This is a genomic window from Microbispora sp. CSR-4, assembly GCF_008033685.1.
Lineage (GTDB): Bacteria > Actinomycetota > Actinomycetes > Streptosporangiales > Streptosporangiaceae > Microbispora.
In genome coordinates, this window is sequence record NZ_VJVX01000284.1 from 1 (window position 1) to 407 (window position 407).

Annotated in this window: 1 protein-coding gene; it reads right to left on the reverse strand. The window is 63.4% G+C overall.

Translation table 11 applies throughout. The features are described from left to right. Positions 1 to 407: AAA family ATPase (locus FLV34_RS39830; protein ID WP_147945641.1), on the reverse strand; the 407-nt coding region annotated here is incomplete at both ends.

Below are 407 nucleotides of genomic sequence, written 5' to 3' on the forward strand. Positions count from 1 at the left end.
ATGATCTCCTTGGGCGTGAGCTGGTGGAAGACCACGATGTCGTCGACGCGGTTGAGGAACTCCGGCCGGAAGTGCTGCTTGAGCTCCTCCTGCACCTTGGCCTTCATCCGGTCGTAGTTCGACTCGGTGTCGTTGGAGCGGGCGAACCCGACCCCGATGCCCTTGGAGATGTCCCGGGTGCCGAGGTTGGTCGTCATGATGATGACGGTGTTCTTGAAGTCGACCACCCGGCCCTGGGCGTCGGTCAGGCGACCGTCCTCCAGGATCTGCAGCAGGCTGTTGAAGATGTCGGGGTGGGCCTTCTCGATCTCGTCGAACAGGACGACGGAGAACGGCTTGCGCCGCACCTTCTCGGTGAGCTGACCACCCTCTTCGTACCCGACGTAGCCGGGCGGGGAGCCGAACAG